This window comes from Methanococcoides sp. AM1, from assembly GCF_900774055.1.
In the GTDB taxonomy this organism is placed as follows: domain Archaea; phylum Halobacteriota; class Methanosarcinia; order Methanosarcinales; family Methanosarcinaceae; genus Methanococcoides.
Genome location: NZ_CAAGSW010000001.1, coordinates 159,654 through 185,297, shown reverse-complemented (window position 1 = coordinate 185,297; position 25,644 = coordinate 159,654). Strand labels below are relative to the sequence as shown.

The following is a 25,644-nucleotide window of genomic DNA, read 5'->3' as shown; positions in this document are numbered from 1 at the left end:
ATATTTTATTTTCGGTAGTTAATCTGTCCTCTTGCTCCTCATATAATACTGTGAATGAAATAGAAACTATAACGATTAATACTAGCAATAGAACGGTTTTTCTGTCCATGCTGTAGGGATAGATACGCTTAATATTAAGCTTATTTCGAAACCTATAAATATTCGCAATCAATGATTCTGGCAATTATATTAATCGACGAATGTTAATCATTATTCATGATAGGACGTGTTTGTATGAGTAATTCTAGTGCAGGAATTGCATCTGGTGGGAATACCGGTAAAGACAAGTATCTCGCTGTTGCAATTCATCAGATCATAGAAGAATATGGTTGGAAGGGGATCGAAAAACACTTTGGTGGCGATCATCACATGATCTACGTAAAGTCCGGTTCACCATTGGACAAGGTAGAAGTGAAGGCACACAAGGTTGGAAATCGTCTTGATGTAAACTTTTTAGGCATAACGCCAAAGAAAGGTCTTTTGGATAAGGTCTTTGATTTTAATGTAAGGGAGATCCCCAAGAGCTTTGAGCTGCACAAATACGTTTCTGATGATATGACTGTTCTGGAAGAGCAGCATATGACTACGATTATCGGCGTTGTCCTCAAGGAATTGGAGGACGTGGCAGAGGATTAAGAGGGGATCATATGGCAAAATTAGAGGTAATATTACTGGCAGCCGCCATTTTCATCTTCGGATTTGCAGGCGTTTTCGCAAGCATGGGATATAGTGGTAATGAAGCGATCGCTCATCACTATATGACCGAAGGGGAATGGTCGGATTCAAGTTGTGGAGGTTGCCACTTCACGGTATCTGATCATGTGGAGACCAACACTCATATCCAGAGAGATATCGACGAATGGGACCCACTGACAAACTTTGATATTGAGGTAGAGGGCGAAGACGAATGGGTCGAACGCTATGGTGCTTATCACCCTGGTGGTGGAGCACTGGAAGAGTATGGTGTAGATGTGGACTGCATGGTCTGCCATGAGCAGTATGGCATGTATGATTTTGAAGCACGCGCTGCAAAGTTCAGTGAAGGTGACTTTGAAAATGCAAACGCAGCAGCAATGGTAGAAGCAAATGAAGCTGTGCAGAAAGACAATATAAGAAAGTTCACCTATTTCTCAAATGCTGTTACTCCACTCCCATTGTTGTTGTTGTTCCACGACACTGTCAATGGTGCCCCTGCAAAAGAATCATGTGCGGAGAATTGCCATGAGGCAAATATACCGACTACGGCAGTAATGTGGTCTGCACCTGATTATGAGGAATTCGACGTACATGCTGAGGTCAATTGTGTCGAATGTCATGAGATATCCCATTCAAGCCTTCTGGTAAAGGCGGATGTTGAGGATATTCATGAATTAGAAGCTGAGACCCGCAGCTGTGATGATGCAGATTGTCATGCAGGTATCTCACACGGACCTATCGCTGATGCTCACCTTGAGACTGTAGAATGTGAGTCATGTCACATTCCTGCACTTCCGGGAGGAGAGCTTCCAGGTGGAACGACCCTTGAGTCATTTGACTGGTCGAACGGTGAACGTGTCGATTCCTTCAAGATGGAAACGATTGTTCCTGTGCTTGCATGGTCCAATGGTGTGGGTGAGGATGAACTTAATATCCCTGATGGAAAGGATGATGCTGATGTGAAACTTGCACCTTTCAATATCGTAACCGGTATCTGGTGGGATGAGGGTTTGAACCCTGGGGTCGCAGAGTCACCAAATGCCAGCAAAGAGACCGGTGACCCGATAGCTGTAGCATATGTGGAAGCTGCTGATGCAGACCAGGATGGTACGGTGACAGTCGGTGAGATGAGAAGCTATGACGGAAACGCCGATGGTGAAGCTGATTATCCGAATGCTGTACTCAGGACCGTTGATCTTCACTACAGGCTTAGTCACAACATCGCAGGTTCAGAGGTAGGAATGGCAGATCCACTTGAATGTGCTGATTGCCATGGTTCAACTGCGACAGCAATTGACTGGGAAATGATCGGTTATGATTCCGATCCGGCACAGACCGATCCGCCAACAGATTTCACAATAAAGACTATCGATGCGACCATACCAGGAGCAAAACCTCCTGAAGTTGACAGGGAGCCTGCATTCTAAGGAGTTGGTGTTTGTGACAAAGGTCAATATTATGGAAAATATGCCCGAGAAGGTAATTATTCCTTTAAAACAGCATAATGGTGCGGAATGTGAACCACTTGTGAAGAAAGGGGATATGGTGTGTGAAGGGCAGAAGATAGGTGAATGCGGAGCATATAATTCCGCATCTGTCCATTCAAGTGTATCCGGGGAAGTTATTTCTATTGAGGAAGCTCCCCACCCCAACGGTAACAAGGTGAACAGTGTTGTGATCCAGCCATCCGAAGAGGCAGAATGTGCTGATTTCAAATCAAAGGATGTTCAGGCTTCTGAACTTGCAGATCTGATAAAGGATGCAGGTATTGTTGAGCACTATGGGTGTCCGACACATATGGTACTGAAACCTGAGGGTAAGAAAATAGATCTTGTTCTGGTAAATGCAACTTCTTCAGAATGGATAGGCGGTCACTACGACACTCCTTCCCAGTATTCATCACAGATGCTTGATGCATTGAGATTACTTATGAAGGCTGCAGGAGCTTCAAAAGGTGCGATCGTTCTCAGGAAGGATGATCTTGAATCCATCAGTGCTTTTGACGGATTAAACTTTGATGGAAAGAACATTACTGTTGCTCCGTTGATCGGAAAGAGGAAGGTTAAATATTACTTTAAAGAGATGTCTTCGGATATTGTGGTCGTATCACAGGACCACATATACGGAAAGAAGATCCTTGATCTTTTCACTTATAATTTAACGGGTAGGAAGGTTTCTTTTGGTTGTGATCCTACTGATGTCGGTGTTGCTATATGCAGTGTAAAATCTGCAAAAGCACTTTATGATGCAGTGAATACCGGAAAGCCATATATCGAAACCGTGGTTTCAGTTTCCGGAAATGTGAAGGATCCACAGAAGATCCTTGTAAGGATCGGCACTACTTTCAAAGATGTAATTGATGCATGTGGTGGCTATGTGGGTGAACCTGGTAAGCTGATCGCAAATGGTTCTATCACAGGTGTAGCACAGTATACTGATGAAGTGCCTGTGAGTAAGACGACGACATCCATATTCGTTCAGTCAGCTGATGATGTGGTAAGGGGAGAATTTGTTGATTGTACGCATTGCGCAAGATGTGTTGATGTATGTCCTGTGAACCTCGTACCCAGCAGGATCGCAGCACTATCTGACCAGGGACGTTTTGATGAATGCCGTCAGATGCATATTATGAATTGTGTTGAATGTGGCAGATGTGCAGCCGTTTGTCCTTCAAAGATACATGTTCTTCAGCTTATAAAATATGCAAAGAATTCTATCGAAAAGGCGTATGAAGACTTTGCTCCAAAAGAATCATCTACTAATCTTAAGTTAGGATGTGGCTGCGGTGGAGGCGAATAAGATGACATTTACGATTTCAGCTCCTCCTCATAAAAAAGAGGATATCACTTTTAATAAGATTATGTGGGCCAAGATAATTGTTCTTGTGCCCGTGGTCCTGCTATCTGTATATCTATTTGGTCTTCCTGCAATAGGATTGGTCATTGCAGGCATTCTGGCAGCAGTTGTGACCGAGGTTGCAATACAGAAAGCATTTGACCAGAAGATAACAATTGCAGATGGGCATGCCATTCTTATCGGTCTAATGGTCGCTATGGTGGTCCCGCCGGAGGTCCCATTATGGATGCCGATGATAGGTTCTGTCTTTGCGGTCGGAATAGGTAAGCATGCCTTTGGTGGTATCGGATCATATGTGTTCAACCCGGTACTTGCTGCATGGGTATTCCTGAGTCTTGCATGGGGTTCAATAATGTCTCCATTATCCTATCCGCAGACTACAGCATTGTCTGATCTGGTACTGGAAACCGGTGCAGGTGTAATGGCAGGGGTATCTCCTCTTGCATTGTTACTGGCAGGTGGAATATTAATATTACTTCGTTATGTTGAATGGAGAATTCCCGTTTCCTTCTTCGTGACCACTATATTGCTCGCAGTTCTTCTGGGTGACAGTTTATCATACGTTGTCCTTGGTGTTGTTCTGTTTGGAGTATTGTTCCTTGCAACGGACACTTCAAGTTCACCTGTTACAAAGAACGGGCGTGTGATCTATGGGATCGTTTGTGGTGTTCTGGTTGTAATATATGGTCATTTTGCAAATTATATCGATGCGACCTTCTATGGTCTGTTCCTTGCAAATTGTGTTTCAGCATTGATCGATAACAACACACTTCCTGGATCTTATGGTTCAGAGACCTACCTGCAGCGTAAGTACAAACGCATTCTGGAAAAGGTTCCTTTCAAGGACCGCCTGGAGGTGTTATTAGATGACTGATTCAAACAAGGATGTAATAGTTATCATAGGTAAGCTGGTTCTGATCTCGGTGGTCGCTTCAGCACTTCTGGCTGTAACATATGTGCCTACAAGTGAACAATTAAAGAAGAACTATGAAGAAGCGAGGACCTTAACGCTTGCTGAGCTGATGCCTCAGGCAGCAGAATTTGAGCCAGTTTACGGCGATGAGATCATTAACGATGAGGGTGACAGGGAAATTTTATACTACCGTGCAAAAGATAGTTCCGGCAATCTTATCGGATATGCTTTCTTCAGGGAACATCCCGGTGCACAAGGTCTATTGGAAGTTGCCGGTGGTGTTGATTCGTCATTCAATGAGATAAGTGGTATGAGTATCATGTCCCACACAGAAACTCCTGGTCTGGGATCAAAGATCACTGAACCCGCTTTCAAGGATCAGTTCAAAAACGTAAAAGTAGCAGACCTGAGTTTGTCAAAGTCTGGTGGTGCAATTGATTCAATTACCGGTGCCACGATATCATCTCAGGCAGTAGTAGATGCCCTGAATGCCCAGGTTGAAGTTATACGGGGAGCAGAGGCTTAATAGGTGATATGATGAATGCTTTAAGTGAATTTATTCGTGGAATTACAAAAGATAACCCTATATTTGCTTTGGTATTGGGTCTTTGTCCTACATTGGCAGTTACCACGTCTATTGAAAATGCGATTGGTATGTCAGCCGGAACGGCTTTCGTACTTATCTGTTCCAACCTGCTGGTCTCAGGCCTGAGGAAGCAAATCCCTGCTTCAGTGAGATTGCCAATATTTATTTTGATAATAGCAACGTTCGTTTCGATCGTAGAGATGGTAATGAAAGCTTATTTCCCACCGATGTATGCGGCACTGGGTGTGTTCATTCCTCTTATTGTTGTCAACTGTATCATCATCGGACGTGCAGAAGCATATGCTAATAAGAACAACATGTTCTATTCGTTCATTGATGCATTGGGAATATCAACTGGTTTCCTTCTTGTCCTTGTGCTCATCGGAGGTATCAGGGAACTTCTCGGAACCGGTCAGATCGTGATCTTTGGTCTGGAAGTCATCCAGATCCCAATTAACCCTATTACTTACATGATCCTTTCACCAGGAGCTTTCCTTACAATAGGTGTTTTGATGGCAATAGTCAATTATAGAAGAGCAAAGAAGCTCGCAAGAGGTGGCTAAAATGGCTGACGCAAGTCTTTTCCAGATATTCATGGATGGTGTGTTCATAAAGAACTTCCTGGTCATCCAGTTCCTTGGCCTGTGTTCATTCGTGGGTGTTACCAAGGATACAAAGAGTGCTGCAGGAATGTCAGGTGCTGTTATTTTTGTAATGGCAATGGCAGCAACCGTGTCGTATCTTATATTCTCTTACGTATTGATACCGCTAAAGCTCGAGTTCCTTAGCCTGATCAGTTTCATTGTAGTGATCGCAGCTCTTGTACAGCTTGTAGAGTTCGTTGTCAGGAAGAATGTTCCTTCACTATACCGTTCACTTGGTATCTATCTCCCGCTTATCACAACCAACTGTGCGGTTCTTGGTGTTGTGTTGCTCAATGTCCTGAATGAATACTCATTCATACAGAGTGTTGTGTTTGGAGTTGCAGCAGGTCTCGGTTACACTATAGTTATGTTGATGATGTCAGGTATCAGGGAGCGTAGCACTCTTGTTAGTGTTCCGTCTTCTATTCGTGGTCTTCCTCAGGCATTCTTTATCGCAACAATGCTTTCAATGGCATTTGTTAACTACTTCGGAGTGATTCCAATATGAGCCTGACAACTTTAATTATCCAGGCAATGGCAACACTTGGTGGTCTTGGTCTTGTGATCGGTATCATGCTGATCGCAGCATCAAGGTTGTTCAAGGTGGAGACCAATCCACTTGTTGAAGAGGTCGTTGAGGTCCTTCCAGGTGCTAACTGTGGTGCTTGTGGGTTTGCAGGATGTGCAGACTTTGCAGAACGCGTCGTTGAGGAAAATGCTCCTCTTGACGGATGTCCTGTAGGTGGCTTTGAGACTGCAAAGGAGATCGGTGGAATTCTCGGGCAGGATGTTTCAGAAGCAGAGAAGGAGTACCCATACCTCAAGTGTAATGGTGGTAGCAAATGCGTTGACCGGTTCGATTACGTAGGTATCCAGGATTGTACTGCTGTGATCATGCTCTCTGACGGTGAGAAGGGTTGTAATTACGGATGTATGGGTCGCGGAACCTGTGTGCGTGCATGCCCATTCGATGCTATTACGATCGGCGAGGACCGTCTTCCTGTTGTGAACAAGAACCTCTGTAAGAGCTGTGGTCTTTGTATCGAGGCATGCCCTAACGATGTGCTGATGTTTGCAAAGGATTCTGAGAAGGTCCATGTGGAGTGTAATTCACATGACAAAGGTAAGACTGTAAAGGCAGTCTGTGAAGTTGGATGTATCGGCTGTAAGATATGTGAAAAGAACTGTCCGGAAGAAGCTATCACAGTAACGAAGTTCCTTGCAGAGATCGATCAGGACAAATGTACAGCCTGCGGCATATGTGTTGAGAAATGCCCGCAGAAATGTATTGAAATGAGGTAAGGAGTGGAGTGATTATATGACATACAAGACTTCCATTGGACTTAATGAGAATATTGTAGGGATATTGTGCTATCTGGGATTCTGGATGACTGGTGTTCTTTTCCTTTTTATTGAGAAGGAGAACAAGTTTGTCCGTTTCCACGCGATCCAGTCAGCAATGGTCTTTATGACCCTGACAGCTATCGTCTTCCTGGTTGCATGGATTCCATACGTCGGTTGGCTGCTTGCTGATTTCGGAGGATTCTTCTCCCTCTTCGTCTGGCTTTCTTTAATGTTCATTGCCTGGAGAGGTTCAAAGATCAAGGTTCCGGTTATCGGTAAGATCGCTTACAACTATGTATATAAGTGAGTTCGGATCATTCCGTTCTCATCCCTAATGGATCATGCATTCGTAAAGACCATGATCCTTATATTCTATTTTTTACCGGTCACGTCACGAAAGATTAAAAAGCAAAATCAACCTTATTCTCCCTGCATCGATATCATAGATTATCAGTTATGACTGGAGGGTTCGAAATAAAAGAAGAGATATGGATCGAGAAATACAGGCCTTTTAAGCTTGAAGACATTGTAGGTCAAAAGGAAACGACGGAAAGGCTGATATCATATGTAAAGAGCGGCAATCTTCCTCACTTGTTGTTCTCAGGTCCTCCGGGGGTTGGAAAGACCGCAACTGCTGTGTCCATTGCGCGGGAACTGTTCGGGGATGGCTGGCGCGAGAACTTCACGGAACTCAATGCTTCAGATGAGCGCGGTATCGATGTAGTGAGGACGAAGATAAAGAACTTCGCGAAGACATCTCCTATTGGAGGTGCCGATTTCAAGATAATTTTCCTTGATGAAGCAGATGCTCTGACATCCGATGCACAGTCTGCACTGCGCCGTACAATGGAACGGTATACCAGCAACTGTCGGTTTATCCTGTCATGCAATTACTCTTCAAAGATAATCGAACCCATCCAGTCAAGATGTGCTGTTTACCGATTCCGCCACCTTACTGAAGATTCTATAGCTGAAAGGTGCAGGCATATTGCAGAAAAGGAAGGTCTTTCAATTGCTGATGATGGTATGGACGCATTGAAGTATGTTGCCCAGGGTGACATGAGAAAAGCAATAAATGCACTACAGGCAGCAGCTCTTTTTGATAAGACCATCCACAAGGATGCCATATACAGAATAACTGCAACAGCTCACCCGGAAGAGATCATGGAGCTCCTCAAGACTGCACTATCCGGTAATTTTGTACTGGCACGCAAAAAGCTTGATACTTTGATGCTGGAAAAAGGTCTTTCAGGAGAGGATGTCGTCGGGCAGATATATCGTGCTATCTTCGACATGGAAGTATCCGGTCAGCGTATGGTTGATCTTATGGATATGATCGGGGAAGTTGATTTCAGGCTTACTGAAGGTGCTAATGAAAGAATACAGCTTGATGCTTTGCTGGCACATTTTGCGTTGACAAAGGAGCAATAAGGCAATGCCTTTTGAAGAGCAACTGCTGGATACACTTGCAAGCGTTCCTTCATGGCTGGCAACCGTAGTGCTCAGTGCATTGCCGGTGTCAGAGCTTCGTGGTGCGATCCCTGTTGCTATCGGGATATACGGTATTGATCCTATTGATGCTTATCTTCTTGCAGTCATAGGAAACCTTCTACCGGTAATCCCTCTCTTACTTTTTTTGGATCCTGTGTCATCTTACCTCAGGCAGTTCAAAGTAGGGGATTCATTCTTCACCTGGCTTTTTACAAGAACTCGTCAAAAGCATTCTCGGAATATGGAACGTTATGGCATACTTGCACTTACTCTGTTCGTGGCAGTTCCATTACCGGTTACAGGCGCATGGACTGGCTGTGCAGCTGCCTTCGTGTTTGGCATTAAGTTCAGGCATGCAATGATGGCGATCGCAGCAGGTGTTATGATCTCGGGTATTGTGGTGACTTTGGTGACCCTTGCAGGAATGGGTGCTATTGACCTGTTAAATTAAAAAAAGGAATATGACATTAGTCACGAGGCTTCGTGAGCATGTCATAGGCCAGCTTTATATCTTCAGCTTTTACAGTTTTTCTTCCGGCATGGTTTGCATAGATTATAGCTTCCTTTGATATTTTTACACCGTAATCTTCGAGTATATCCAAAAGTGCAGATGCTGCAGATTCACTGACCCTTTCTGAGTCTGCACTGCGAATTAAACGTTCTACAGAAGCCAATGGTAGTATGGGCATTTTTTATAACCTCTTTTTGTACCTATTATGTTTAATTAATTGTATTTGTACCTTTAATTTAGTTAAAAATCTATAAATATGTTTTTATTAACTTAAAAAGCTACATATTTATGTTTTTTGGAATTTAGTCCTTTCAATTCCTTTTAATAATTCAGGTATACCTTATTTATGTGTGTATGGCTTTGATTATGTAAACATCTCACACGTGAGGGAAGACAGCATGGACAAGAAATTTGCGCCTCATATTGAAGAGCTAACAAAGGCGCTAGGAAACATAAGCAGATCTACTATAGAAGATGAACTGGAACTGTTGCTAAAGTACCGAGTACCTATAGACGAGGCAAAGAGATCAATTCTTAAGAAATTCCAAAACGATTCTCCGGTATCGAAAAAGGTGGAAGATCTTGCTATCGGTGACAGGGGAATAGCTCTTGAGGTTCGCATTCTTAATATCAATGAAAAAAATGTTAATTTACGTGGTGATTCTGTAACTATCTTTTCCGGTGCACTTGCTGATGAGACTGGATTATGTTCGTTCACATCATGGAAACCGATCTCTCTAAATCCCGGGGATGCTGTAAGGATCCGGGATGCCAGCGTCAGGGCCTGGCATAACAGGGCGGAAGTTAGTATAGGGGATCGTTCGGAAGTGGAACTTCTTGAGGATACATATCTCCCTGATATCTCTGAACTTTCAGCAACTCCTATTAAAAAATTAGGCGAGGTTGGCTATTCGGACATGTTCATAAGTTCGGTGGCAGCAGTCATTGAACTATATCACAGGGATGTCAATGTGAAAGGAAAGGACCTTACTATCATAGAAGGTGTTCTCGCTGATGAGACCAGTCGCTTGCCTTTTGTTTCATGGTCTCTTCTTGATGGTGTGGACATCGGCACAATAGTGCGCTTCGAAGATGCATCGGTTAGCATGTATCGGGGTGTACCTTCCATACACCTGAATGAATCGACCTCGGTTCATATTGTCGGATCCGGGGAAAACCTGCCTTTCACTTTTGCATCAGTGAACCTGCCACCAAAACCATTGCCTATAGGGGATGTTTTACAAAATGAAGGAATGTTCGATGTATCGGTGGAAGGGAACATTGTTTCCGTACGACCGGGTTCCGGTGTGATTGCCCGATGTCCGGAATGTAATCGTGTCATTATGAAGGACACCTGTCGGTCACATGGTGGTGTAGAAGGGGTTCAGGACATGCGTATCAAGCTAATCCTCGATGATGGTACAGGGTCTCTTCTTGTTATGCTGAATCGGGAACTTTCCGAGATCGTTTATGGTAAGACGCTTCAGGAGTCTGAGTCTCTTATGGGTAAGGCAATGTCTGCAAATGTTGTTTATGATGATATGAAAAGTATTCTTACGGGGCATTATCTCGGTGTGCGTGGAAATACTTCGAAGATCGAGTATGGTGTCACATTCGTAGCAAAATCCGTATGGGTTCCGTCTGAGGATCTTGATAAGCGGGCATCAGATCTTCTGGAGCGACTTGAAGGAGTGGAGTGATCTTTATGGTGGAGCGTGAAATTGCACACAGGATATTTGCAAAAGAGTTGAACGATTCGAGTTCTACAATACATTCTACTATTGACGAGGCAATAAATTCAGAGGGCCATACTCCAAATTACCTTCTCACTCCTCTGGGAACAATGGTTAATCGTGTTTTCATTGTTGGTGTTCTCACGGAGGTTGATAATGTAGGCAATGATACGGATACATGGAAAGCCCGTGTGGTTGATCCTTCAGGGGCTTTTACAATATATGCCGGCCAGTATCAACCACAAGCAGCTATATTCCTTTCGTCGGTTGAAACTCCTGCATTCGTTTCCGTAGTGGGGAAAGTGCGTGTATATAAGCCGGATGCCGGGAGCCCGATCATATCCCTGAGGCCTGAAGAGATCCATCTGGCAGATGAAAGTATGCGCAACTGCTGGGTAACTGATACTGCAGAACTGACTCTTGACAGGGTCGATTTATTTTCAAAAATACTGTCCTTATGTAAAGGTGATCCTGATTCCTGCAATTGTACGGAAAATATGGCAATTCCATCTAATTTATCAGAGGGCATCTGCCTGGCCATTGAGAATTACGGTACTGGTACTGATTATCTGAATGAGCTGAGGTCTGTAGTTAAAAAGTGTATTGTTTTCACCGATCTTGCATCTTCTGCAGATGGCGATAAAGACATAGATGTTGTCGTAATGGAATTGCTGGAAGAGCTTGATGAAGGAAAAGGTGTGGAGTATATAGATCTTCTTTCAGTTGCAAATTCCCGCAATATAAATGAAAAAGCAGTAGATTCAGCAGTCAGGTCTTTGCTTGCAAAGGGGCAATGTTATGAACCAAAGATCGGCATCATTAGGCCGATCTCATAACATCATTTCAGATCCCAGTATTTCTATTTTTCCGGTTCACTCAAACTCGATGCTGAGATCGCCTACATCTTTTGCAAGTTTTTCGGAGATAAGTCCCAGTTCAAGGTTGCATGCATGGAGGACTCCGCATGGTACCAGACATGTTGCGCAACAGTTTCCTTCTTGTGCTTTAGCGGTGACAATGTTCTCTTTGATGCCAAAGAGCTGCATCATTGGTACTTCAAGCTCGGAAATGTTCTTAACCTTTGGACATTGCGTTTCGATCTTTACTTTAACGTTCTTTCCATCCTTGGTTCCGTGTATTTTGTGTGTAAAACCACAAATTCTTGAATTCACTGTGATGTCTGTCATGTTGATCCTCTGTATGGGTAATGAATGTCAATTAAAAGCAATATTATCGCTATTCTGACGTCTTTATACTGTACATTATAGTAAACTTTGTATATAAGGGTTTTGTGGAGCACATGCAAAACCGTCAGGTCCTGATCAATTTGAAGTCTGTTTAATACATCTGTTTGTTTCTTTTTTTCATTATCGTTAGTAATTTAAATTACTTTGATTTTTTGAAGTATATTCGATATGCTTATATAAGCAAAGTAGAATAGGTAATTCGCTATTGTATCTCTTCAAATTGCCTCTGTGATCATGTTAATTTGAACCTACAAGCAGGTATAGGGATTGTCATGGAAAAAGATGAGATTATCAAAACGGTACGAGAAGGATTGGAATGTATGGTCGGTGTTGGCAAAACACTGGTGCTTAATGATGAGGACTGTAAGACCATCGCTCAACTTGAGGAAAAAGCAGACCAGATGACCTTGATGGGACTTGGCAGGGGTGACAATAAAGGTATAAAGGCCGTTCTTCAGCGTGATGTCATTATACCTTTCCAGACAACAATGGAGTACAAATGGCCATGTGGGCCTAATGTTATCCTTATGCATGATGACAAGGTTGTTGGAGAGGACATTGATGATGCGGATAAAATAAAGTCACTGGAACAAAGCAGTGATTCCCTTGTGATCGGGAATATTGTGATATATGATAAATCTGTACTGACGTCTCTCAATAGTAAGTCCGAGCCTCTTGTTGTGGTATTACCGCCAAAGCCCTGTGTAGAGATCGAAGAGTTACCTCATATTTGCAATGTAACCCTTGCGTCACCTTCTCCACCAACGGATGAATACCTGAAGGAAAGGATGGGTCTTGAAAGCGAGCATGGTACTGGAAGTTTCCTTCTTGGTTTTGACTTTGAGTGCAAATGTCAGTGTGAATGTGAATAATTAAATAGTTTATTTTTAAAAGTCTTTATGTTTTTACTTTTTTATTTATGATCTTTCTTCTCTTGCTGTCGAATGTTAACACGCGTTAAGGGGGTTTTGCGTGGTTTGTACAAAGCCCTTATATATCATTAACTTGTTTTTTTTAATGCATATGTCTATCTATTACTGAAATTAAATATTATAAGTCAGAGGTAATCAAAATGTATGGTATTGCATTGGATTTGGGAACAAGTGGTTTTCGTGCTCAATTGATCGATCTGGAAGCTAAGGAGGTATTAAGGACTGCTATTACTATGAGGCATCCGCTTCCGGGTGGAAATGTGATGGATCATCTGGACTTTGCTATCCAGGTGGGTGCTGATCTTGCACACGAGATCATACTGGACACCGTTAGCAAGATATTTGATGAACTGGATGTAGACACCACTCTTATCAAGAGGCTTGCTGTGTGTGGTAATCCTATACAGTTGTCTTTATTCCAGAACATAGAGATCAGGGATCTTGCCTATGCCGGTGAGAACAAACAAAAGAAACTTGGTGTTGAAAATGTTTCTCGCGATGCAAGAGTATTTCCTGCAAGTGAACTGTTCGAGGGCATCGTAGATCTTCCTAACTGTACCTTGATCGTGCCTCCTGCTATTAAACACGAGATCGGTGCAGATGCACTGGCGATGATGATAAAGACTGATTTCATGGATATGGATGTCCCTTCGATGGTAACCGATTATGGTACAAATGCAGAAATGGCCATTAAAGTAGGTGACAAGATCATAACCGGAAGTGCTGCAGCCGGACCTGCAATAGAAGGTCAGGGCATGAGCTGTGGTATGCTGGCAAGTCCTGGTGCTATCTCTGATGTTAATGTTGAAGGTGACTATTGGAGGGTCACGATCCTCGATGGGCTTATGGACGAGCGCAAAGGGCATTTGATAGATCCGCTTACCGGCGTGATCAAGGAATCTTCTGAAATTGTTGCGAAAGGTGTGACCGGTACAGGTGCTATCGCCGCACTTTCTCTGGCTATTGAGACTGGAATTATTACAAAGATCCCTGAGGTACCAAATGGAAAACTTATACTTGGGGATAGGATTGAAATTACTGAAAAGGATATTGAAGAGGCGGGAAAAGCAATTGGTGCTATCAGGGCTGCACAGCTGACCCTTCTATTAGAATCCGGTACTGCTTATGAGGACCTTGAGAATATGTACATGGCCGGTGCTACCGGTGCCTATGTAAATGCAGATAAGGCAAGAAAGCTGGGTTCATGTCCTAACTTCGCACACAATATCGTACAATTTGGTAATACTTCAGTCGCTCTTGCAAGGGATCTTGTAATGGATGAGTCCAAACTGGATGAGGTTATTAAGGTCGCACATAAGATCAAGGCAGATCACCTGATGATGGCTACAAGCGATACTTTCTCTAATATCTATGTTTGTGAGCTTTCCTACTGGACGCAGGGTATGCCTATCGAGACGTATAACCAGATGCTCGGTATGTACAAGCTTCCTCCTCTTCCTGAGACGTTCGAGAATCCAGGTATCGAGAAGAGGGTTGCAAAGGACATTGATGAGGTTGGAAAAGACGGATTAAAGATCGTCAGTGATCTTGGAATTATTATTGAAGAGGAAGCTTCTGAGTGTATTCTTTGCCACAAGTGTGAGGAAGAATGTCCTGAAGATGCTATCACTATAATTGAACGTGATGGGGAACTGTTTGCAAACTATAATAGTGAAAGGTGTCTTGGTACCAGTTGCAGGCGTTGTGTTTCGATCTGTCCTGTGTCTGCGATCCATTATAAGACTATTTCCATTAAGGAATGATTGGTATTTTGCCATATATCTATGGCATTACTTTCTGTCGCCCTTGAGTCAGGGCGGCTTTCTTTTTTCTATTTAAGCCTTTTGCAAAATTGTATTTCTTTTTTGCTTATTATATGTCTTCTAAGAGTGTGATGTTTTACTCACGCACTCATTTCATATTTTGTTGTACTGTCGATTGGCACATGTGTATATTCAACTTATAGGAGCAACTTTTCTTGTGTTATTTTGCCTATATTCATCATATATCCACTATATGGTTCTCTTGAAACTGTTTTTTAATTTTATACGGCTATTTGTATGTTACATATCCGATGGGCAAATCTTCTTGATTTGTCAGGGTTACAAAAAAAATAAGGCTTGTACATCCTCACAAATTGTCCGCATGAGGGCATTTTATATCATATATTTTTCGATAACTTAACCAGTAAATATATATATTCGTGTTGAAAACAGGGTAGTATCAGTTAAATCGAAAGTGTGTCTGACAACGGATGGTGGAACGACTCGAATACATATCCTTTTGGCATGGATCTCTTGTAGATATTTGCCTTGGGTGTGACATTTGGGCTCCATTGGATATTGTAATACACCATATGAAATGCTGTATGATGAATCTGCATGTGTTCCTTCGGGATCGGCATTTATGCACCGCATGCGTGAAACATTTTGCATGTATTCATTTCGAAACATTTAATGTTGGCATGACTGCATTCATCGCTTTTGGATGTGATCTGTCAGTATTATGGTCAGTATCATTCGATTCGGGTGTGACCTGACCTATCAAAAAAGATAAATAAAGGAGTTGTAAAGAAAATGGTAAAAGCATCTTATCCAGCTAGATTCCCACTTCAGGGCGTACAGTTAGAGTTGTTCTCTGACGATGACATGAGAGCTATCCACTACGCTTCAATGGAAGTATTCATGAACCCTGGTGTCCAGGTATCTGATCCAGAAGCAAGGGCAATCTTCAAGGAAGCTGGCTGTGAAGTCGACGAGAAGACCCAGGTCGTAAAGATCCCAGAGTTCCTTGTAAACAGGGCACTTATTGACGCACCATCAAGGTTCTTGCTTTATGGTCGTGACAAGAAGAACACTGTCGATATGGTTCACAAAGGCAGGGTCCACTACATACCTTTCGGTACCGGTGTCAAGATGTGCAACTACGTTTCACCAGGCAAGTACCAGACAATCGACTCTGTCGAGCAGGACATTACAGATACCGCAAAGGTCTGTGACTACCTCGATGAGTTCAGCTACTTCTCACTTACCGTTTCCGCAAGGGACTGGGCAGGAAAGGGAGCACAGGATGTCCACGAGACCATCACACCTCTCGCAGGTACTACCAAACACTTCCACCACATCGACCCTGTCGGTGAGAATGTCGAGTACTACAAGGGAATTGTCGACGCATACTACGGTGGCGACTCTGAAGAAGCTCGCAAGAGACCAATCATGTCCATGCTTCTCTGCCCAACCAGCCCACTCGAACTCAGTGTCAACGCATGTCAGGTCATCATGAAAGGTGCACGCTTCGGTATGCCAGTGAACGTCCTGAGTATGGCAATGTCCGGTGGATCCTCACCAGTATTCAGAGCAGGTACACTCGTTACACACAACGCAGAGATCCTTGCAGGTATCGTACTTGCAGAGCTCGTCCAGCCAGGAGCAGCAGTATTCTACGGTAGCTCAACCACAACCTTCGACCTGAGAAAAGGAACAGCTCCAGTCGGTGCACCAGAACTCGGTCTTATCAGCGCTGCAGTCGGTAAGATGGGTCAGTTCTATGGCCTCCCAACCTATGTTGCAGGTACCTAGGCAGATGCTAAGGTCCCAGATGCACAGGCAGGCCACGAAAAGACAATGACAACCCTCCTTCCAGCATTCGCCGGATGTAACACCATCTACGGTGGAGGTATGCTCGAGCTCGGTATGACATTCTCTATGGAACAGTTTGTAATCGACGCTGACATCATCAAGATGACACAGTCCGCAATGCGCGGTGTCCCAGTATCAGACGAGACACTCGCTGTACCATCCATCCAGAAGGTAGGAATCGGTAACAACTTCCTTGCACACAAGGAAACCAGGAACAACCTCAATCTCGTATCTGCCCCTGAGCTCATTGACAGGGACATGTTCGGAGACTGGGAAGCAGCAGGTTCCAAGGACATTGCAACCGTCGCACACGAGAAGGTTGTTGACATCATGAAGAACCATGAGGTAAAGGCAATCGACGCTGACCTCTTAGCAGACATGCAGGCTGTAGTAGACAAGGCAGATGCTGACTTCAGAGCCAGCATGTAAATTGGCTAACTATCTAAATAAATAAAGGAGTTTTAAAAATGGTATCACAGGATGAAATTAACGCAAAAGCAAAAGCTGCAGTCATGGATTTCGATGACGAAGCAGTAGAAGAAATATGTGAAGAAGCAATCGAAGCAAAGGTCGATGTAGTATCCCTTATTCAGGACGGTCTTACCGCAGGTATGAACGAAGTGGGCGACCAGTTCGAACAGGGTACCCTTTTCCTTCCACACGTCATTGCAGCATCCGAAGCAATGAGCGCTGGTGTCGCAGTCCTCACCCCTGTCCTTGAGGCACAGGGCGGAGCTGTAAAATCCAAGGGAACAATCGTCATCGGTACCATCGAGGGTGACATCCACTCCATCGGTAAGGACATTGTCGCAACAATGCTCAAGATCGCTGGATTCAAGGTCGTTGACCTCGGCAGAGATGTTGCAATCGGCACATACGTCGATGCAGTCAAGGAACACAACCCACTTGTAGTCGGTTCTTCCGCACTCATGACCACAACAATGGTCCTTCAGATGCAGATCGAAGAACAGCTCAAGGAAGCTGGTGTCCGTGACACTGTCATGACCATGGTCGGTGGCGCACCTGTCACACAGGACTGGGCAGACAAGATCGGCTCAGACATCTATGCTGAGAACGCAACAGACGCAGTCGTTAAATGTAACGCAGCTGCTGAGTAAATCTGCTTTAGAAGCGCAGTGGAGTGTTCGTAAGAACTCTTCACTGTAATTCTTTAAGCTGATCTATCTGTATATATTATAACTTGTGTCAATTATCATCATTATAAAAGAGTTGGAGGAGGAGTTATTTTGGACATAAGAGAGTTGAAGAAATTAGAAAATAAAAGGAAAATGAACAAGGGTTATATGTGGGCCCTTTTCTGTGCAATCTTATGGGGTATATGGTATATTCCAGGTACTATTATCTGGGCAGTACCTCCATTCGATGCAATGTGGATCAACATCGCAGACCCAACCGGTGCAGGAACCTATGAAAGTGCAACAGCTGCAACACTTGTGGTCGCTGTGCTGATATCCGCATTCAATGCGCTAACTGTTATAATTGCACTTTTGTTATGGAACGGTGTGCTTGGTAAGTTCGGTGAGATGAAGAGGACATTGAAAGAGTTCCACCCATGCAGTAAATGGTTCTTCCTTGCATCTATCTTCGGTGGACCTATCGCTATCCTTGGTTCATTCATCGCTATTGGTTTCATTGGAGCAGGATTCGCAGCAGTCGCTGCTTTGATGTACCCTGTGATCGGTTCCATTCTTGCAAGACAATGGTATGGTGAACAGATTTCCAAGAGGGCCTGGTTAGGTATCCTTGTTATTATTGTTGGTGGTCTGACCATCTTCGTCGGTGGAGCAATTACTGAGATCACATCTGGCAGTATCAATTACATTGGATACATTGGTGGTCTGATGGCAGCATTAGGATGGGGTATTGAAGGCGCAATTGCCGGAAAAGGTCTTGATATCGCAGAACCGGATGTAGGAATTACAATCAGGTTCCTTGGTGAGAACCTTATCTGGTGGGTAATCCTTGTACCTGCAGTCGCACTGGCTGGATATCCAGTCTTCGAGTATGCAATTCAGGCATTCAACCCACTGTCAATAATGGTCCTGGGATTCGCAGGTATCACATTTGGTTACTGCTATGTTTGCTGGTATAAATCATTCCCACTCATTGGTGTTGGAAGAGGTCAGGGTATTGGAAACCTTTACGGTCTTTGTGCTGTGATCTTCATGTACCTGTTCCTTGCACAGGTGCCAGCATGGACCGTACTTGTCGGTGGTGCACTTTGTGTACTCGGTAGCTTTGTAATGATCTCTGAAGAAACAGGTGAGTCAGAATCTCTGAGAGGTGAATAATATGGCTGGACAACGCCCATTAAAATTCAGGTTACTTGAGCTATTCTCTGATGAGAAAGAGCACTGGAACAACGAGATCGTCACACAGATCCAGAAAGAATACAACATGAACAGCAATTTCGGCAGGGATTCGATCAACTTCGATATCCTTGAGCTTGCTTCAGGTGGTATGCTTAAATCTGTAGAGTCAAAGGTCGATGAGGATGGCATATACAAGAAAGGCTTCCTCTTGCACAAGTATGTGATCACTGACTTCGGAAAGGTTCGTGCATCCGATGCATGTCTGGAGTACGTATAAGGAGGTTTGAATATGGGAGTAATGAACGACTATATGGTAGGTTACTATGGCGAAGGCTTTGACATGACCATGGCCCCTGTACCAGCAGCAGAATACACCTGGATGATCGCGATCATTGTTATTGCTTTGATTGCATTGTGGCAGGCAAGGACATTTGTGTCCCAATTCTAAAGACACGGAACACAAAATATATATATGTAGTTGGGCTTTTGGGTAAGCACCGGGTTAAATTCCCGGGGCATATCCGCCAACTACATTTACATTTTCTATAAAATCCCTGTGGGATTGTCATAGAATTGTTTTCAAAGGAGGTTTTAAAACGACAACAGAAGAATTATTCAAAGAACTATCCGATGCGGTAGTAAGTTGCAAGAAAGATGATGTAATCGCTGCAGTAAGCAAGGCAAAGGGCCAGGCACCAGCAGTAGAACTTATCGACAACGGTCTCGCAGCAGGTATGAACGAAGTCGGTGTACTCTTCGAGAGAGGAAAACTCTTCCTTCCACACGTTATGATGGCAGCAGATGCAATGTCCGCTGGTGTTGAACTTCTTCAGGATGAACTTGCATCCGGGGAAGGATCCGCTAAGCTCGGTGTAATCGTCAACGGTACAGTTGAGGGTGACGTTCACGACATCGGTAAGGCAATCGTATCAACAATGCTCCAGGCAGCAGGTTTTGAAGTCCACGATATTGGCAGGGATGTTCCACTCCAGAACTTCATCGACAAGATCAAGGAAACCAACGCTGACATGGTCGGTCTCTCCGCACTTATGACAACCACCCTTCAGGGCCAGAAAGAAGTCATTGAGCTTCTCAAGGAAAACGGTATGAGAGATGGTATCAAGGTCATGGTCGGCGGCGCTCCAGCAACAGACGCATGGGCAAAGAAGATCGGTGCAGACTGCTATGCAGAAAATGCAAGTGAAGCTGTAGTAAAAGCAAAAGAACTCCTCTTATAATTTCATCTAATTAAGGTGTAAACATGGCAACAGAATATTTCTTAAGAATGGGTGACGGCGCAAAGATCTTCATGAGCAAGGAAGACATCCGAGCTGACATCGAAGCAGGTTGTGCAGATGCAGCTGACCTTGGGGACATCCCATCCCTTTCAGAAGATGAAATGGAGAAAATGCTCGATATCATCATATCACCTGGCAGAATTGTCGGTGTAGAACCAGGAATGGAAGTTCCGGTAACACACGACATCGGTGCAATCAGGATCGATGGTGACCAGGGTAACAGCGGTGTAGGTATTCCTGCAAGCAGACTCGTCGGTTCAATGATCCACGAGCGTGCATTTGGTGCAGACACAATGGAACTCGGTCACATCGACTACAGTTACAAACCTGTCAAGCCAGTCATTTCCCAGGAACAGCAGACAATGGAAGTTTGCCAGCAGAACATGATCATTCCTATGCTCTACGGTGCAATGCCAAACATGGGTCTGTACTACACACCTGATGGTCCATTCGAAAACCCAGGTGACCTGATGAAAGCATTCAAGATATCTGAAGCTCAGGAATCCATCCAGAAAGCTGGTGACCACGGAATCCGTGACATGACCTGGATCATGCAGAGACTCCAGCACGTCGGTTGCGACGGTGTCAACTTCGATACCATCGGTGCAGCCGGTGACGGTGACATGTATGCATCACTTAATGCAATCGAAGCACTGAGGAAAGAATTCCCTAACATGTACATCAATGCAGGTATGGCAGGAGAACTAGTTCTTGGTATGCACGGTGAGCTTGAGTACGATGGTACAGTACTGGCAGGTCTCTGGCCACACCAGCAGGTAGGACTTGCTGCAAAGGCAGGAGCAAACATCTTCGGTCCTGTATGTAACACTAACACCAGCAAGACCTCCGCATGGAACCTTGGTCGCTCAGTTACCTTCATGAAGGCAGCTGTTGAGGCATCTCCAATACCATGTCACGTAGATATGGGTATGGGTGTCGGTGGTATCCCAATGCTTGAGACCCCACCAATAGATGCAGTAACCAGGGCAAGCAAGGCAATGGTCGAGATCGCAGGCGTCGATGGTATATAGATCGGTGTTGGCGACCCACTCGGTATGCCAATTGCACACATCATGGCATCAGGTATGACCGGAATGAGAGCAGCTGGTGACCTTGTTGCAAGGATGCAGTTCAGCAAGAACATGAGGATCAACGACGCAAAGGACTTCGTATCAAAGAAGCTCGGTGTCGAGAATGCAGACCTTTCCGACGAGTACGTCATGAGAGAGCTCAGAGAAGAACTCGACATTGGTGTAATCACATCAGTTCCTGGATGCGCAAAAGGTATTGCAGCTAAGATGAACATCGAGAAACTTCTCGGTATCAACATCAACTGCTGTGACAAGTTCAGGGAAACCATCGCATAATTTCAATAAACAGACCCGGGTTTTACCCGGTCTGTATCTTTTCTTTTTACTAGGTATCTTAAGACCATTCTATAGGTCTGTCAATTCGATAATGTGGCCTCAATCAAGGTCATCTTTTCAAAAACAATTTATATTTTAATTGCGTTATCTCCATGATGTTATTTGGTAATTCTTATAATTACATATATTCTGGAGATTGATCGTGGAATCCATATATTTGTTACAGATCGCACTTGCTGTTCTGGTAATGAGTCTTGTGGCCCAAAGCCTGAGCAAAATATTCAAGATGCCTGTTCTTATCTTCCTTCTGGTCGAAGGTATCATAATAGGACCTGAGGTTCTTGGTATACTGGACCCGACACTTCTTGGGGAAGGTCTGACAGCAATCGTTTCATTATCTGTGGCAGTGATCGTATTTGATGGAGGTCTTCACATCGATGTGAAGTCCATACGGTCTATCCAGCAGGGTGTGCTAAGTCTTGTTACAGTTGGTGTGATGATCACATTTATTTGTGCAACATTTTTCACCTACTACATCGTTGGTCTTCCACTGGAGATATCTGCCGTATTTGGAGCATTGGTGACTGCAACGGGACCTACTGTGATCACTCCTGTTGTAAGGCAGGTGCGTGTAAATCACAGGGTAAGCAAAACGCTTGAGCTTGAAGGAATACTTAATGATGCTGTGAGTGTTATCCTGGCTGCGCTTGTGTTCGAGGTAATTATTTCCGAACTTTCAGGATTTGAAGTTGTAGGCTTTTTGCTCTACAGGGCGATGATAGGTCTTATTATGGGTGTAGCGAGTGGGTTTTTGCTAACTCGCTTTTTGTCACGTTCAGTCCACTCTGAGCAGGTGGTCCGTTTTGTGACATTTACCTCAGTGATAGCAACTTTTGTCATAGCTGAGTCATTAGGTGCAGAATCAGGAATTCTTGCAGTGGCGCTTTTCGGTATTATTGTAGGGACTTCTAATGTTCCTTACAAAGCTGCACTGAAAGAATTCAAATCAGACCTTGTGGTCATGATGCTGTCATTGATATTCATTCTCCTGGCTGCAATGCTAAAGTTCGAAGATATATTCAGGATCGGAACTGTCGGGATAATTGTTGTATTGCTGCTGATATTCTTTGTCAGGCCGCTTTCCGTGTTCGCCAGTACTGCAAGGACAACTTTCAGGACAAAAGAAAAGCTGTTCATTTCATTTGTAGGGCCACGTGGCGTTGTTCCTGCATCAATTGCAACATATTTCGCAATTAAGCTCAATGGCTTGAACATAACAGGTGGTCAGGAACTTGTTGGTCTGGTATTCTTAACTGTAATTATTACTGTGTTCATGACAGGTTTCCTGTCAAAACCTGTAGCTAGATTTTTAGGAGTGATACCTATGGAAATTCTTGTAGTAGGCGGAGGGGAAGTCGGAAGGATCCTCTCTGAAAGGTTTGAAAAGAGGGGTGAAAATGTTGTTGTTATTGAATCCTCTGAAGAGAACTGCCAGCGTTTGATGAAATCCGGAATACGCGTGGTTCATGGTGATGCTGAAGATGTCAATGTGCTTAAAAAAGCGGGTATCGAAAATGCAAAGTATTTCATTGCAAGTACTGATCAGGATAATACTAACCTTCTGGTCTGCCAGATAGCCAAGACCAAGTTCGGCTTCAAAGAAGATCAGATCATTGCAAGGGTCAACAACATGGAGAACCTTCATGCGTTCTGGGACCTTGAGATCCGTGCCATGAGCCCTGCCATGAGTACTGCTCTTTTCCTTGACAATATGGTCGGAAGGCCGCATATGTTCTCTATGTGTGAGGTAGGCGAAGGCGGTGATATACTTGAGGTCAAGGTTACAAATCCAAAAGTTTCCGGCAAAGCCATCAAAGAGCTATCACTTCCTGAGGATAGCCTGTTGTTGATGGTAAGGCGGGGGGATGAGTCATTTATCGCAAACGGAAACCTTGTGCTGGAATTCGATGATATGGTCACGGTCATAGGTGAAGGGGATGCTGCAAAGATCGTTGCAGACCTGTTAGGCAGATAAGTAAGGTGAATACTTTCACCTTGCTAACTTTACTTTTATATAGTTATGAGTTATAACTTAACTTGCCTCTCAAATCAGATACAAACAAGAGGCTTGAGGAATTAATATGGATAAGACAGCAGAGAATATCAAGAATAGATTTTTGGAACTTGGTGTAGATATACCCATTGAGAATATTACCGAAAGACTTGACAAACTTGTCACAAAGTTCAAGGTTCCTTTGGATGAAGCCCGCAGGAGCGTTATAGCATATTTCCTGAAAGAATACAACATTGACAGGAATGATTTTTTCACAGGTCAGGGATCAACTCCTCTTGTAAAGATCAATGAGGTCAATGAGGGTGGTAAATGGGTAAACATCAGGGGAAAGGTCGTGCAGCTCTGGGACAGCACCCATGAATCCGTATCTCAGGTAGGTCTTTTAGGCGATGATACCGGAACGACCAAATTCATTAAGTGGGCACGCGATGATGTCCCTGATGTCCAGGAAGGTAAAAGCTACCAGTTCAACAATGTTGTCATCAATGAGTGGAACGGAAGGTTCGAGATAACACTTAACAAGAACACGGTTATCGAAGAGATCTCTGAGGATATCGATGTAGTATCCACTGCACTGTCTTCTCCGGCAGATGGTCAGCCTGCACCTATGGTAAGTGTTGCTGATATTACCGAAGATGGTAAGTGGGTCTCTCTTAAAGTAAGGGTATCACAGCTCTGGGACAATACTCATGAATCCATATCTCAGGTCGGTCTGATAGGGGATGGAACAGGCACTATCAAATTCATAAAGTGGACAAGTGCTGGTCTTCCGGATATCGAAGAAGAGAAAAGCTATCTTTTCAACAACGTGGTTGCTCAGGAATGGAATGACCGATTTGAAGTTACTCTTAACAAGAACAGTGCAATAGAAGAGCTTGATGAGGACGTGGACATCGGCACATCTTCTGTTACTTTTAGTGGTGTAATGGTGGATGTTCAGTCCGGATCAGGCCTGATAAAACGTTGTCCTACATGCAACAGGGCATTGACCAAAGGAGCATGTATGGAACATGGAAAGGTAAATGGTGTTTACGACCTTCGTATCAAAGCCGTTCTTGATGATGGGAACATTGCCCAGGATTCGCTCCTTAGGAGGGAACTTGCAGAACAGGTTTCCAATATGACCCTTGATGATGCAATCTCAATGGCAGCAGATGCTCTTGATCAGGGTGTTGTTCTTGACCAGATGAAACTTAAGCTTCTCGGAAAATATTTCACTGTCACCGGTTCCAAGATGGACCGTAATATCCTTGTCGATTCTATCGAAGAGCAGGCGGAATTGAGCCCGGAAACAATTGATGAACTTATTTCAGAGGCGGAGGTGTTGTAAATGGCCGGATATGTAAGGGAAGTTTCACGTCGCATTTTTGCACAAGAGTTCAGGGAATCCAATCTGACATTCAAGGATGGTGACGATCAATATTCTCCACAGTACCTGTTAACCCCTACCGGTGCAAAAGTAAATCGTCTTTTTATTGTAGGGACACTTATTGAAAAAGAAGATATTGGGACCGATTCCGAATATTGGAGGGGCCGGGTGTCTGACCCTACAGGATCTTTCATGATATATGCCGGGCAGTATCAACCCGAAGCAGCCCAGTTCCTTGCGGAATGTGAAACACCTGCTTTTGTAGCCATTGTAGGGAAACCAAGTACCTACACGACAGCAGAAGGCACTGTACTAACATCTGTCAGACCGGAATCAATTTCCCTGGTAGATGGTGCTACACGTGATCTATGGGTTGCAGACACTGCAAAAAGAACACTTGAACGCATTAAAGATCTTGATAGTATGGATCCAAATGTCATCAAGGCAAAAGAGCACTATGGTGCTGATAGTACACAATATTCTTCAATAGTAAAGGAAGCCTTGAGATCATTAAAAGAAGATGTTTGATCTGCATTTTATAAGTGTTACTGCATATTAAGTGCAGTAGCTATCTTTTTTTAACCACAAAAATGATAAGGGAGTCTATCTTTG

25 protein-coding genes and 2 pseudogenes are annotated in these 25,644 nt (G+C 43.9%); 25 read left to right on the top strand and 2 right to left on the bottom strand.

The window, feature by feature from the left end:
- The first annotated feature begins 234 nt into the window (after nt 1–234).
- The 11 genes from E7X57_RS00890 to E7X57_RS00840 all read left to right on the top strand — a co-directional run bounded on the left by E7X57_RS00890 (nt 235) and on the right by E7X57_RS00840 (nt 8,981).
- The gene (locus tag E7X57_RS00890; RefSeq protein WP_135609593.1) at nt 235–636 is read left to right on the top strand and encodes a hypothetical protein; all 402 of its coding nucleotides are present in this window, start codon (nt 235–237) and stop codon (nt 634–636) included.
- An 11-nt stretch (nt 637–647) separates the two neighbouring features.
- A complete protein-coding gene (gene mmcA / locus E7X57_RS00885) occupies nt 648–2,123 on the top strand; it encodes a methanogenesis multiheme c-type cytochrome (protein ID WP_135609591.1) in 1,476 nt (491 codons plus the stop codon).
- 31 nt (nt 2,124–2,154) lie between these two features.
- Complete coding sequence (gene rnfC / locus E7X57_RS00880) at nt 2,155–3,495, top strand: Rnf electron transport complex subunit RnfC (RefSeq protein ID WP_244603552.1); 1,341 nt, start codon at nt 2,155–2,157, stop codon at nt 3,493–3,495.
- Between the two features lies 1 nt (nt 3,496).
- Nucleotides 3,497–4,426 carry an Rnf electron transport complex subunit RnfD gene (gene rnfD, locus E7X57_RS00875; protein ID WP_135609587.1) on the top strand — a complete coding sequence of 310 codons (930 nt, stop codon included), beginning with the start codon at nt 3,497–3,499 and terminating at the stop codon, nt 4,424–4,426.
- A complete protein-coding gene (gene rnfG / locus E7X57_RS00870) occupies nt 4,419–4,991 on the top strand; it encodes an Rnf electron transport complex subunit RnfG (protein ID WP_135609585.1) in 573 nt (190 codons plus the stop codon). Before rnfD ends, rnfG begins: the two co-directional genes overlap by 8 nt.
- Before the next feature lie 11 nt (nt 4,992–5,002).
- On the top strand, nt 5,003–5,614 hold the full coding sequence (gene rnfE, locus E7X57_RS00865) for an Rnf electron transport complex subunit RnfE (protein WP_048195476.1): 612 nt from the start codon (nt 5,003–5,005) through the stop codon (nt 5,612–5,614).
- Between the two features lies 1 nt (nt 5,615).
- Nucleotides 5,616–6,203: an Rnf electron transport complex subunit RnfA gene (rnfA, locus tag E7X57_RS00860; RefSeq protein WP_135609583.1), complete on the top strand. Its 588-nt coding sequence runs from the start codon at nt 5,616–5,618 to the stop codon at nt 6,201–6,203.
- A complete protein-coding gene (gene rnfB, locus E7X57_RS00855) occupies nt 6,200–6,997 on the top strand; it encodes an Rnf electron transport complex subunit RnfB (protein WP_135609582.1) in 798 nt (265 codons plus the stop codon). The genes rnfA and rnfB overlap by 4 nt, the downstream gene beginning before the upstream one ends.
- Nucleotides 6,998–7,013: 16 nt before the next feature.
- Complete coding sequence (locus E7X57_RS00850) at nt 7,014–7,346, top strand: DUF4870 domain-containing protein (protein ID WP_135609580.1); 333 nt, start codon at nt 7,014–7,016, stop codon at nt 7,344–7,346.
- A 149-nt stretch (nt 7,347–7,495) separates the two neighbouring features.
- Nucleotides 7,496–8,470 (top strand): replication factor C small subunit, encoded by a 975-nt coding sequence (locus tag E7X57_RS00845; RefSeq protein ID WP_135609578.1) that lies wholly within the window; start codon nt 7,496–7,498, stop codon nt 8,468–8,470.
- Between the two features lie 4 nt (nt 8,471–8,474).
- Nucleotides 8,475–8,981 (top strand): small multi-drug export protein, encoded by a 507-nt coding sequence (locus E7X57_RS00840; RefSeq protein WP_135609576.1) that lies wholly within the window; start codon nt 8,475–8,477, stop codon nt 8,979–8,981.
- A gap of 16 nt (nt 8,982–8,997) precedes the next feature.
- On the opposite strand, the gene E7X57_RS00835 is transcribed toward E7X57_RS00840, so the two are convergent.
- On the bottom strand, nt 8,998–9,219 hold the full coding sequence (locus E7X57_RS00835) for a histone family protein (RefSeq protein ID WP_048195467.1): 222 nt from the start codon (nt 9,217–9,219) through the stop codon (nt 8,998–9,000).
- Between the two features lie 220 nt (nt 9,220–9,439).
- Here E7X57_RS00835 and E7X57_RS00830 point away from each other — a divergent pair, with 220 nt between their 5' ends.
- The gene (locus E7X57_RS00830) at nt 9,440–10,741 is read left to right on the top strand and encodes a Single-stranded DNA binding protein (RefSeq protein WP_135609574.1); all 1,302 of its coding nucleotides are present in this window, start codon (nt 9,440–9,442) and stop codon (nt 10,739–10,741) included.
- Nucleotides 10,742–10,746: 5 nt separating this feature from the next.
- Nucleotides 10,747–11,610, top strand: a complete 864-nt coding sequence (locus E7X57_RS00825) for an RPA family protein (RefSeq protein WP_135609572.1) — start codon at nt 10,747–10,749, stop codon at nt 11,608–11,610.
- A 36-nt stretch (nt 11,611–11,646) separates the two neighbouring features.
- Here E7X57_RS00825 and E7X57_RS00820 read toward each other — a convergent pair whose 3' ends face one another.
- Entirely contained in the window at nt 11,647–11,961 is a 315-nt protein-coding gene (locus E7X57_RS00820; RefSeq protein ID WP_135609570.1) for a DUF6951 family protein, read from the bottom strand.
- Nucleotides 11,962–12,293: 332 nt separating this feature from the next.
- Between E7X57_RS00820 and E7X57_RS00815 the strand changes: the two genes are divergently transcribed.
- The 12 genes and pseudogenes from E7X57_RS00815 (at nt 12,294) to E7X57_RS00765 (ending at nt 25,560) form a co-directional block, all read left to right on the top strand.
- On the top strand, nt 12,294–12,893 hold the full coding sequence (locus tag E7X57_RS00815; protein ID WP_135609568.1) for a hypothetical protein: 600 nt from the start codon (nt 12,294–12,296) through the stop codon (nt 12,891–12,893).
- Nucleotides 12,894–13,093: 200 nt separating this feature from the next.
- Nucleotides 13,094–14,716 (top strand): methylamine methyltransferase corrinoid protein reductive activase, encoded by a 1,623-nt coding sequence (locus tag E7X57_RS00810; RefSeq protein ID WP_135609566.1) that lies wholly within the window; start codon nt 13,094–13,096, stop codon nt 14,714–14,716.
- A gap of 813 nt (nt 14,717–15,529) precedes the next feature.
- Nucleotides 15,530–17,020 (top strand): annotated as a pseudogene (mttB, locus tag E7X57_RS00805) ([trimethylamine--corrinoid protein] Co-methyltransferase).
- Nucleotides 17,021–17,058: 38 nt separating this feature from the next.
- Entirely contained in the window at nt 17,059–17,709 is a 651-nt protein-coding gene (locus E7X57_RS00800; RefSeq protein ID WP_135609564.1) for a methyltransferase cognate corrinoid protein, read from the top strand.
- Nucleotides 17,710–17,838: 129 nt separating this feature from the next.
- On the top strand, nt 17,839–18,903 hold the full coding sequence (locus E7X57_RS00795; RefSeq protein WP_135609562.1) for a DMT family transporter: 1,065 nt from the start codon (nt 17,839–17,841) through the stop codon (nt 18,901–18,903).
- Between the two features lies 1 nt (nt 18,904).
- On the top strand, nt 18,905–19,201 hold the full coding sequence (locus tag E7X57_RS00790) for a hypothetical protein (RefSeq protein ID WP_135609560.1): 297 nt from the start codon (nt 18,905–18,907) through the stop codon (nt 19,199–19,201).
- Between the two features lie 12 nt (nt 19,202–19,213).
- Complete coding sequence (locus tag E7X57_RS12330; protein WP_167880836.1) at nt 19,214–19,372, top strand: hypothetical protein; 159 nt, start codon at nt 19,214–19,216, stop codon at nt 19,370–19,372.
- Nucleotides 19,373–19,496: 124 nt separating this feature from the next.
- Nucleotides 19,497–20,162 (top strand): dimethylamine corrinoid protein MtbC, encoded by a 666-nt coding sequence (mtbC, locus tag E7X57_RS00785; protein WP_135609559.1) that lies wholly within the window; start codon nt 19,497–19,499, stop codon nt 20,160–20,162.
- Between the two features lie 23 nt (nt 20,163–20,185).
- Nucleotides 20,186–21,589, top strand: a pseudogene (gene mtbB / locus E7X57_RS00780) ([dimethylamine--corrinoid protein] Co-methyltransferase).
- A 202-nt stretch (nt 21,590–21,791) separates the two neighbouring features.
- Nucleotides 21,792–23,624 carry a cation:proton antiporter gene (locus E7X57_RS00775; protein ID WP_135609557.1) on the top strand — a complete coding sequence of 611 codons (1,833 nt, stop codon included), beginning with the start codon at nt 21,792–21,794 and terminating at the stop codon, nt 23,622–23,624.
- A gap of 106 nt (nt 23,625–23,730) precedes the next feature.
- On the top strand, nt 23,731–24,993 hold the full coding sequence (locus E7X57_RS00770) for a replication protein A (RefSeq protein WP_135609555.1): 1,263 nt from the start codon (nt 23,731–23,733) through the stop codon (nt 24,991–24,993).
- Nucleotides 24,994–25,560 (top strand): RPA family protein, encoded by a 567-nt coding sequence (locus E7X57_RS00765; RefSeq protein ID WP_135609553.1) that lies wholly within the window; start codon nt 24,994–24,996, stop codon nt 25,558–25,560.
- Nucleotides 25,561–25,644 lie beyond the last annotated feature (84 nt).

Bases quoted from the DNA above. Each gene is read 5' to 3' on its own strand.
- E7X57_RS00890 (WP_135609593.1), top strand. From the start codon at position 235: ATGAGTAATTCTAGTGCAGGAATTGCATCTGGTGGGAATACCGGTAAA.
- mmcA (WP_135609591.1), top strand. From the start codon at position 648: ATGGCAAAATTAGAGGTAATATTACTGGCAGCCGCCATTTTCATCTTC.
- rnfC (WP_244603552.1), top strand. From the start codon at position 2,155: ATGGAAAATATGCCCGAGAAGGTAATTATTCCTTTAAAACAGCATAAT.
- rnfD (WP_135609587.1), top strand. From the start codon at position 3,497: ATGACATTTACGATTTCAGCTCCTCCTCATAAAAAAGAGGATATCACT.
- rnfG (WP_135609585.1), top strand. From the start codon at position 4,419: ATGACTGATTCAAACAAGGATGTAATAGTTATCATAGGTAAGCTGGTT.
- rnfE (WP_048195476.1), top strand. From the start codon at position 5,003: ATGAATGCTTTAAGTGAATTTATTCGTGGAATTACAAAAGATAACCCT.
- rnfA (WP_135609583.1), top strand. From the start codon at position 5,616: ATGGCTGACGCAAGTCTTTTCCAGATATTCATGGATGGTGTGTTCATA.
- rnfB (WP_135609582.1), top strand. From the start codon at position 6,200: ATGAGCCTGACAACTTTAATTATCCAGGCAATGGCAACACTTGGTGGT.
- E7X57_RS00850 (WP_135609580.1), top strand. From the start codon at position 7,014: ATGACATACAAGACTTCCATTGGACTTAATGAGAATATTGTAGGGATA.
- E7X57_RS00845 (WP_135609578.1), top strand. From the start codon at position 7,496: ATGACTGGAGGGTTCGAAATAAAAGAAGAGATATGGATCGAGAAATAC.
- E7X57_RS00840 (WP_135609576.1), top strand. From the start codon at position 8,475: ATGCCTTTTGAAGAGCAACTGCTGGATACACTTGCAAGCGTTCCTTCA.
- E7X57_RS00835 (WP_048195467.1), bottom strand. From the start codon at position 9,219: ATGCCCATACTACCATTGGCTTCTGTAGAACGTTTAATTCGCAGTGCA.
- E7X57_RS00830 (WP_135609574.1), top strand. From the start codon at position 9,440: ATGGACAAGAAATTTGCGCCTCATATTGAAGAGCTAACAAAGGCGCTA.
- E7X57_RS00825 (WP_135609572.1), top strand. From the start codon at position 10,747: ATGGTGGAGCGTGAAATTGCACACAGGATATTTGCAAAAGAGTTGAAC.
- E7X57_RS00820 (WP_135609570.1), bottom strand. From the start codon at position 11,961: ATGACAGACATCACAGTGAATTCAAGAATTTGTGGTTTTACACACAAA.
- E7X57_RS00815 (WP_135609568.1), top strand. From the start codon at position 12,294: ATGGAAAAAGATGAGATTATCAAAACGGTACGAGAAGGATTGGAATGT.
- E7X57_RS00810 (WP_135609566.1), top strand. From the start codon at position 13,094: ATGTATGGTATTGCATTGGATTTGGGAACAAGTGGTTTTCGTGCTCAA.
- E7X57_RS00800 (WP_135609564.1), top strand. From the start codon at position 17,059: ATGGTATCACAGGATGAAATTAACGCAAAAGCAAAAGCTGCAGTCATG.
- E7X57_RS00790 (WP_135609560.1), top strand. From the start codon at position 18,905: ATGGCTGGACAACGCCCATTAAAATTCAGGTTACTTGAGCTATTCTCT.
- E7X57_RS12330 (WP_167880836.1), top strand. From the start codon at position 19,214: ATGGGAGTAATGAACGACTATATGGTAGGTTACTATGGCGAAGGCTTT.
- E7X57_RS00770 (WP_135609555.1), top strand. From the start codon at position 23,731: ATGGATAAGACAGCAGAGAATATCAAGAATAGATTTTTGGAACTTGGT.
- E7X57_RS00765 (WP_135609553.1), top strand. From the start codon at position 24,994: ATGGCCGGATATGTAAGGGAAGTTTCACGTCGCATTTTTGCACAAGAG.